This window comes from Janthinobacterium sp. GW821-FHT03C10, assembly GCF_059420865.1.
In genome coordinates this window covers 1-8,020 of the sequence record NZ_JBWKUN010000015.1, presented here as the reverse complement: position 1 = coordinate 8,020, position 8,020 = coordinate 1, and the positions used below count along the sequence as shown (strand labels likewise).

Here is an 8,020-nt window from a genome sequence, read left to right as displayed (position 1 = left end):
GCGTTGTGTTTGTCAGCTGCGAAGAAGGAAGAGTATGAAGCGTTTCGGCTAATTCGTCAACCTTCTTTTTTACTACCTTCACCGTTTCCAGTGATCCCGTTGTTTCGCAAACTGCTGCGTCTCATTGGGGAGGCGAACTATAGCAAAGCGCTCCGGTGGAAGCAAGGCTTTCTCCGCAATACATGCAATCATTTTTCAATTCCCCGGCAATAATCAATATAAAAGTCAGCTTTCAAACGTACGACGTCTCATTCATGGTTAAATACATCACCCTGACCATTTGACAATTTACCTGTAGGTTCGCTTTGTGCTCCTGAATACCGATCAAATTCTCTCCCTGGCACCCGATGCCAGCTCCGCCAAGGCAGGTAGCCAACTGGCCTCTCCCGCCAAATGGGATAAGCTGGGCCGCTCGGAGACGGCCACCTGGGGCGAATGCAAGGGTAGCGGCAAGAATCCCTACCGCACCCAGATCGACCTGGGCGAACCTGCCTTCAAATGCTCCTGCCCCAGCCGTAAGTTTCCATGCAAGCATGGACTTGCCTTGTATCTGCTCCTGGCGCAAGACCAGGCCTTGTTCGCAGCAGCGGAAGCGCCCCCATGGGTCAGCGATTGGCTGCGCGACCGCCAGCAGCGTGCCGAGAAAAAACGCTCTGGCGCATCGGAGCAGCCGGCCGCGCAAACGGAAGAGCAATCCGCCGCAAGCGCCGCCACCAACCTGAAGCGCGCGGAAAAACGCGAAAACAAGGTGGCCAGCGGCCTGGCCGCACTGCACACCTGGTTGCATGACCTGGAACGCGAGGGCCTGGCCACCGTGCGCGACCGCGGCCCCGCATACTGGGAAGCCATGGCCGCCCGTCTGGTCGACGCCCAGGCCGCCGGTCTGGCCGGCCGCATCCGGCGCGCCGGCAAACTGTGCTTTCAAAGCGGCGTGCAAGACTGGAGCCAGCAACTGGGGCGGGAACTGGCCGCTATATATATGCTTGGCGATGCCTACGCCAGGCTGGAAACGCTCTCGCCCGACCTGCAACACGATGTGCGGACCCACATCGGCTGGACCACCAGCAGCGACGATGTGCTGGCCCTGGCCGGCGTCACCGATTGCTGGCAAGTACTTTCACAACAGCACAGCGAGGAAGACCGCATACGCACGCGCGCCACATGGCTGCGCGGCGCGCGCAGTGGCCGCTGGGCACTGCTGCTGCATTTTGCTGCCGGTCCACAAGGCTTCGAACAGGCGATCAGCGTCGGCACGCAATTTGAAGGCGAACTCTGCTTTTACACCGGCGCCTGTCCGCTGCGCGCGCTGATCCGCGAGCCAGGTACGACGCTGCCGCTATCGACGTTCCCGACCGAGCAGCCGTCCTTCCTGGCCGCAATGGAGTCCTATGCCGATGCGCTGGCGGCGCAGCCATTCCTCGAGCGCTATCCGCTGGCCTTGTCCGGCATGACGGCAAGCATGGAAGACGCCGGCTTGCTGCTGCGCTGTCCCGATGGACGGCCCCTGCCCGTGAACGCATCGTTCCGCCATGCCTGGCACTTGCTGGCAGTCAGCGGCGGCCACCCCGTCACCTTGGCGGGCGAATGGGATGGCAGCGCCTTCGCGCCCTGGAGCGTATGGGCCGACGGCCGCCTGTATAACTTTGAAAGCGATTTTTGCGCATGAGCAAACTCGACGCCGCCCTGCAGATGGGCAGTTCCCGGGCCAAGATTGCCTTCGAAGCAGAATTGCCGGAAGACTTGCGCCCCCTGCTTGCGGACGATGCCGGCGAAGGCAGGCTCTGGCGTGCCATCGGCGCACTCGAACTGTGGACGCGCGCCGGCTACCTCCCGCCCGCTGCCGTGCCAGCCACAGCGATCTCCAGCACCGATACGCAAGAAGATGCATTGCAGGCTTGCCCGCCCCGTGCGGAAGCCATGTTGGCGCATCTGCTGCGGGACAGCCATCCGCCATTGCGTGGCGAATGGCTGCGCCTTGCCGCTTTGCACCACTGCCGCATTCCGGCCCGCCTGCTGCCCAGGATGCTGGAAGCGGGCAGCAGCCAGCAGGCGCTGCGGCCTGCCATCGTGACCGTGCTGGGTGCGCGCGGCCACTGGCTGGCCCGGCAACATGCGCAATGGACGTGGGCGAGCGGCACGCCTGGCAATGATGATGACGACATCGCGGTGCAGTGGGAAGCGGGCACGCTCGCACAACGCATGCTGGCCTTGCGCCAGTTGCGGGCACGCGATCCCGCCGCAGCCTTACAGTGCCTGCAGGCAAGCTGGAGCCAGGAATCGCCCGAAGACCGCGCGATGCTCCTGCCCTGTTTGAGCGTATCGCTGAGCCTGGCCGATGAAGCTTTCCTGGAGGCGGCGCTGGACGACCGCCGCAAGGAAGTCAGGCTGCAGGCGCAGCAGCTGTTGCGCACCTTGCCCGGCTGCGCGCTGCAACAGCGCATGCTGGAACGGCTGGCGCCATTGCTCCATCTGCAACGGCGCAAACTATTTCCTGACAGCCTAGACGTCGCGCTGCCCGCCGCCAGCGACAAATCCATGCTGCGCGATGGCATCGGCGCGCAAGGCTGGCCGCAACTGGGCGAGAAAGCAGGCTGGCTGGCCGACATGCTGGCATCGCTGTCGCCGCTGCACTGGAGTGAACTGTTTGACAAGTCTCCCGCACAGTGCCTGAAGTTGGCACTCAGCAATGAGTTCCACGGCGCCCTGGTGCTGGGATGGAGCAACGCCCTGCTGCGACACATGCACGCCGGAACGACCACGCCGGCCGCAGCCGCGGCACTGGGCGACTGGCTGCAGGCGCTGACCTTGCTCTGGCTGGCGACGGATGGCGTGCGCGTACACTATGCGCGCGATTTTTTCTCCGCCTATGGCGCATTGCCCGCCGCCGACGTGCATTCCCGGCTTGCTCAGCTGGTCAACGCCTGCGGCCCCACGTGGGGCGACCAGCAATTGCCACTGCTGGGCGTGCTGGCCGACGCCGCACGCGCTTCGCCTGCGCCCTGGCCAGCCACCCTGTCGCTGGCCGTGATGCAGCGCCTGCGCGCCGGCCTGTCCACATTTTCGGTACCTGCCTGGCACTTCAAGCCGACGCTCGAAGCATTTGCGCAAGTACTCGATCCGGCCGCCATGGCTGCCTGCGAAGCAGGCTGGCCGACCGGATCGCCGGCATGGGCCAGCTGGCAGGCACCCGTCGACGACATGTTCAGCGTGATCCGTTTCAGGCATGCCTTATCCCTCTCTTTTCAGGAGCAAATTTGATGTCCAGCATTACCAACATTCTTCGCCAGCATGCTGAAAACCAGTTCGCCACGGAACTGGAAGCCTTGATCGCTGCCGACACCCGGCAGCGCCCGCCACGCTGGAAGATGTCGCCATGGGCAGTCTCCAAGTATTTGCTGGGCGGCAAGCTCGACAACGGCGTCGAGATCACGCCCAAGTACATCGGCAATGCGCGCGTGATCGAAATCGCCGTCGCCACCCTGGCCACGGATCGCGCCCTGCTGCTGCTGGGCGTGCCGGGCACGGCCAAGTCCTGGGTCTCGGAACACCTGGCCGCCGCCATCAGCGGCGACTCGACCATGATCGTGCAGGGTACGGCCGGCACCAGCGAAGAGGCACTGCGTTATGGCTGGAATTACGCGCACCTGCTGGCGAAGGGGCCATCGCTCGATGCAGTCGTGCCCAGCCCGCTCATGCGCGCCATGCGCGAAGGAAAAATTGCCCGTATCGAAGAACTCACGCGCATCCCCGGCGAAGTGCAAGACAGCCTGATTACCATCCTGTCGGAGAAAATGCTGCCGATCGCCGAGCTCGATGAAGAAGTGCTGGCGCAAAAAGGCTTCAATGTGATCGCCACCGCGAATGACCGCGACCGCGGCGTGAATGAATTGTCGAGCGCACTGAAACGGCGCTTCAACACCGTCGTGCTGCCGTCACCCCGCACGGCCGATGAAGAAGTGCGTATCGTGGAAACCCGCGTTGCCAGCCTGGGGCGCGCCCTGGAATTGCCCGGCGAAGCGCCGGCACTGGAAGAAATACGCCGCATCGTGACCGTCTTCCGCGAATTGCGCGAAGGCGTGACGGCCGATGGCAAGACCAAGCTGAAAGGTTCCAGTGCCAGCATGAGCACGGCGGAAGCCATTTCCGTGATCACGCACGGTATGTCGTTGGCGGCCCACTTTGGCGATGGCGTGCTGCGCGGCGCCGACCTGGCGGCCGGCATGGTGGGCGCCATCGTCAAGGACCCGGTGCAAGACCGCATCGTCATGCTGGAATACCTGGAAACAGTGGTCAAGGAGCGCGATGGCTGGAAAGACCTGTATCGCGCTTGCCGCGACGTCATGAATTGAATCCCGACAGGCAACGATGAGCATTCACCTTTTCGGCATCCGCCACCATGGTCCCGGCTGCGCGCGCAGCCTGGTCCGGGCGCTGGAAGCCTTGCAGCCGGACTGCATCCTGATCGAGGGACCGCCCGAAGCGGACGAGCTGATACGCTACGCAGGCGACGCGGACCTGTGCCCGCCCGTGGCGCTGCTCGTGTATGCACCGGCCGAGCCGCAGCGCGCCGTCATGTATCCGTTTGCGGAATTCTCGCCGGAATGGCAAGCCATGCGCTTTGCCCAGGCGCATGGCACCCCCGTGCGCTTTTGCGACCTGCCGCAAGCGCATCGCCTGGCCGAGATTGCGGGCGGGAAAGACGCCGAAGCCGACACGCCCGCAAGCGACGAGGACATGCATGCGGACCCGCTGAGCTGGCTGGCCAGTGCCGCCGGCTTTGGCGACACCGAAACCTGGTGGGACCACCTGGTCGAGCAGCGCGGCGACAGCCTGGACTTGTTTGCGGCCATTGCCGAAATGATGGACGTGGTGCGCAGCGAAATCGCACTGCCGCCAAATGCGCTGGAAAACCGTCGCGAAGCCTATATGCGCAGCATGATACGCCAGGCGGAAAAGCAGGGACACCAGCGCATTGCCGTCGTTTGCGGCGCTTATCACGTTCCCGCGCTCAAGCAGATGCCCAGCGCCAAGAGTGATGCGGAACTGCTCAAGGGTTTGCCAAAAATCAAACTGGCAGCCACCTGGACGCCGTGGAGCTATGGCCGGCTGACGTTTCGCAGCGGCTATGGCGCCGGGGTCGAAGCGCCAGGCTGGTATCACCATCTGTGGCAACGGCCTGAGCAGGCGGGACTGTACTGGTTGACCGATGTCGCCACGCTGTTGCGCAAGCATGATCTCGATGCGTCGCCGGCCCACACCATCGAAGCCTTGCGCCTCGCCGATACGCTGGCCGCCATGCGCGAGCGTTCGCGTGCGGGCCTGAGCGAATTGCAGGACGCCGTGCGCTCCGTCTATTGCTACGACAGCGAACTGCCGCTGCGCCTGATCGCCTCGGCGCTGCTGATCAACGAACGCCTGGGCCAGGTGCCGGCCAGCGTGCCAACCTTGCCCCTGGTGCAGGATGTGCAAGCGCTGCAGAAACGCTTGCGCCTGCCGGTGCGTGCCGATGCGAGCGAACTCGCCCTGGATCTGCGTGAAACGGCGCACCTGGAAAAGAGCGTCTTGCTGCACCGCCTGGCCCTGCTGGACATCAGCTGGGGAAGCCGCCTGCGCGTACATGGGAAAAGCGGCACCTTCCACGAACAGTGGCAACTGGCGTGGGAACCGGAATTTGCCGTCAAGCTGATCGAAGCAAGCCTGTGGGGCAGTACGGTGGCCGATGCCGCCACCGCATGCGCACTCAGCCGCGCGGCCAGCGCCGAGACCTTGCCGCAACTGACGGCGCTGGTGGAAGAGATCCTGCTGGCCGATTTGCAAGGCGCCATCGATGGCGTCATGCGGCGCATGCAGGAAGTGAGCGCGACGACGCCGGACCTCGGCTATATGCTGGCGGCCCTGCCGCCACTGGTCAACGTCATGCGTTACGGCAGCGTGCGCGGCACAGATACCAGCGCCCTGTCCAGCATACTCGACGGCCTGGTCATGCGCGCCTGCATTGCCCTGCCTGCCGGCGTGCGCGCCCTGGCAGACGAGGCGGCGGCGGCGCTCATGCAGACGCTGGTCGGCGCCGACCAGGCCATCCGCCTGGCGCAACGGGCCGATTACCAGGCAAGCTGGTTTGCGGCGCTGGAACAGGCGGCCTTGTACGACGCCACGCACGCACTGCTGGCCGGGCGCTGCACGCGCGCCCTCAACGAGCAGGGCCACTGGAGCATGGAGAGGACGGCAAGCGCGCTGGCCTTGCGCTGCTCCCATGCGCTGCCGCCCTTGAGCAGCGCCCATTGGCTGGAAGGCTTTTTGCATGGCAGCGGCACTTTATTGATACACAATGACGAATTGTGGCGCCTGATCGATGCCTGGCTGGCCGGCCTGGCGGCCGATACCTTCATCGAACTGCTGCCCTTGCTACGCCGCACTTTCGGCAGCTTTGCCGCACCCGAGAAGCGCCAGTTATCGGAACGCGCCAGCCAGGGCGGCGGCACGCAGGTTCCGCTATCGGCAAGCATGCCACTGGACGAAACACGGGCGCGGCGCATCTTGCCCACCTTACGATTATTGCTGGATTCCACGCCGGCGCAGGAGCATGCATGAACGATGCAATCAAGACCGGTGAAGCCGCGCGCCGCTGGCGCATGGTATTGGGCAAAACCGATCAACAGGACGAGATCGCCTTGAGCCAGGCCGACCTGGCCATGGACCGCACGCTGGAATCCGTCTACGGCCAGGGAGCGGCGGGTGGACGCGGCGGAAACTTGTCGGCGTCGGCGCCGAATGTGGCGCGCTGGCTCGGCGACATCCGTCAGTATTTTCCCTCCTCCGTCGTGCAAGTCATGCAGAAAGATGCACTCGAACGCCTGGGCTTGCAGCAAATGTTGCTGGAGCCGGAACTGCTGCAAGCGGTGGAAGCGGACGTGCATCTGGTCGCCACCCTGCTCAGCCTGAACCGCATCATGCCAAACAAGACCAAGGCTACGGCGCGCCAAGTGGTCAGCCGGGTCGTGCAAGAACTGGAACGCAAGCTGGCTGCGCCGCTGCGCCAGGCCGTGGCAGGTAGCCTGAGCCGTGCCGTACGCAATATGCGGCCGCGCCACAATGAAATCGACTGGCTGCGCACGATACGTGCCAATCTTAAACATTACCAGCCGGACTATCGGACGATCGTACCGGCTACCCGCATCGGCTTCGGGCGCAAAGGACAGTCGCTGCGCGACATCGTGCTGTGTATCGATCAGAGCGGCTCGATGGCGCCATCCGTAGTATATGCCAGCGTATTTGCCGCAGTATTGGCCAGCATCAAAGCTGTCTCCACATCAGTGGTGGTGTTTGATACGGCAGTGGTCGACCTGACGCCATTGCTGGCCGATCCCGTTGACGTGCTGTTCGGCACGCAGTTGGGCGGCGGCACGGATATCAATCGTGCGCTCGCGTATTGCCAGGGTGTGGTGACGCGTCCGCAAGAGACGATTTTTGTGCTGATCAGCGATCTGTATGAAGGAGGCAATAACAAGGAAATGCTGGCGCGGGCAGCCAGTTTGCTGGTCAGCGGCGTACAAGTCATCGTCTTGCTGGCCCTGGATGACAATGGCGCACCTTCGTATGACCATCACAACGCGGCCCGGCTCGCAGCCATGGGCGCGCCCTGCTTCGCCTGCACTCCCGATCTGTTTCCAGATCTCATGGCCTCGGCCATCAAGCGTAACGATATGACGCAATGGGCTGCCCAGGCAGGCATTAACGTTATCGGCGGCACCGAATAGCTGCTGATGGCAGAACGCACAAAGGCAGCGCGCAGCGCTGCCTTTTTTTCGCCTGCTGAACAGCGGGGGTCGGCCCCCTCACACTGAGCGTCGGTCGGCGGATCGGCGTAGGTCGGCTTAGCGCAGCGTAAGCCGACAAGCACCGACACAAAACCACCAGACGAAAAAAACCCGACCATGGCTGATCGGGTTTTTCTCTTACTGCGAATAACAAGCCTGACGATAACCTACTTTCACACTGGTTGCAGCACTATCATCGGCGC

General features: G+C 63.5%; 6 protein-coding genes. All 6 read left to right on the top strand.

Going from position 1 to position 8,020, the window contains the following annotated elements; translation table 11 throughout:
• On the top strand, positions 1-213 hold a 213-nt coding region (locus tag AC07VH_RS29105; protein WP_494804014.1), incomplete at its 5' end, for a hypothetical protein.
• A gap of 94 nt (positions 214-307) precedes the next feature.
• Entirely contained in the window at positions 308-1,666 is a 1,359-nt protein-coding gene (locus AC07VH_RS29100) for an SWIM zinc finger family protein (RefSeq protein WP_494789610.1), read from the top strand.
• A complete protein-coding gene (locus AC07VH_RS29095; protein ID WP_494789609.1) occupies positions 1,663-3,258 on the top strand; it encodes a DUF5691 domain-containing protein in 1,596 nt (531 codons plus the stop codon). Before AC07VH_RS29100 ends, AC07VH_RS29095 begins: the two co-directional genes overlap by 4 nt.
• Positions 3,259-3,266: 8 nt before the next feature.
• Positions 3,267-4,349: an ATP-binding protein gene (locus tag AC07VH_RS29090; protein ID WP_218963666.1), complete on the top strand. Its 1,083-nt coding sequence runs from the start codon at positions 3,267-3,269 to the stop codon at positions 4,347-4,349.
• Positions 4,350-4,365: 16 nt separating this feature from the next.
• Positions 4,366-6,591: a DUF5682 family protein gene (locus AC07VH_RS29085; protein ID WP_494789608.1), complete on the top strand. Its 2,226-nt coding sequence runs from the start codon at positions 4,366-4,368 to the stop codon at positions 6,589-6,591.
• Positions 6,588-7,757 (top strand): VWA domain-containing protein, encoded by a 1,170-nt coding sequence (locus tag AC07VH_RS29080; RefSeq protein WP_494789607.1) that lies wholly within the window; start codon positions 6,588-6,590, stop codon positions 7,755-7,757. Before AC07VH_RS29085 ends, AC07VH_RS29080 begins: the two co-directional genes overlap by 4 nt.
• Positions 7,758-8,020: the final 263 nt, after the last annotated feature.

Coding starts and splice junctions, on each gene's coding strand:
- AC07VH_RS29095 (WP_494789609.1), top strand. CDS start 1,663: ATGAGCAAACTCGACGCCGCCCTGCAGATGGGCAGTTCCCGGGCCAAG.
- AC07VH_RS29085 (WP_494789608.1), top strand. CDS start 4,366: ATGAGCATTCACCTTTTCGGCATCCGCCACCATGGTCCCGGCTGCGCG.
- AC07VH_RS29080 (WP_494789607.1), top strand. CDS start 6,588: ATGAACGATGCAATCAAGACCGGTGAAGCCGCGCGCCGCTGGCGCATG.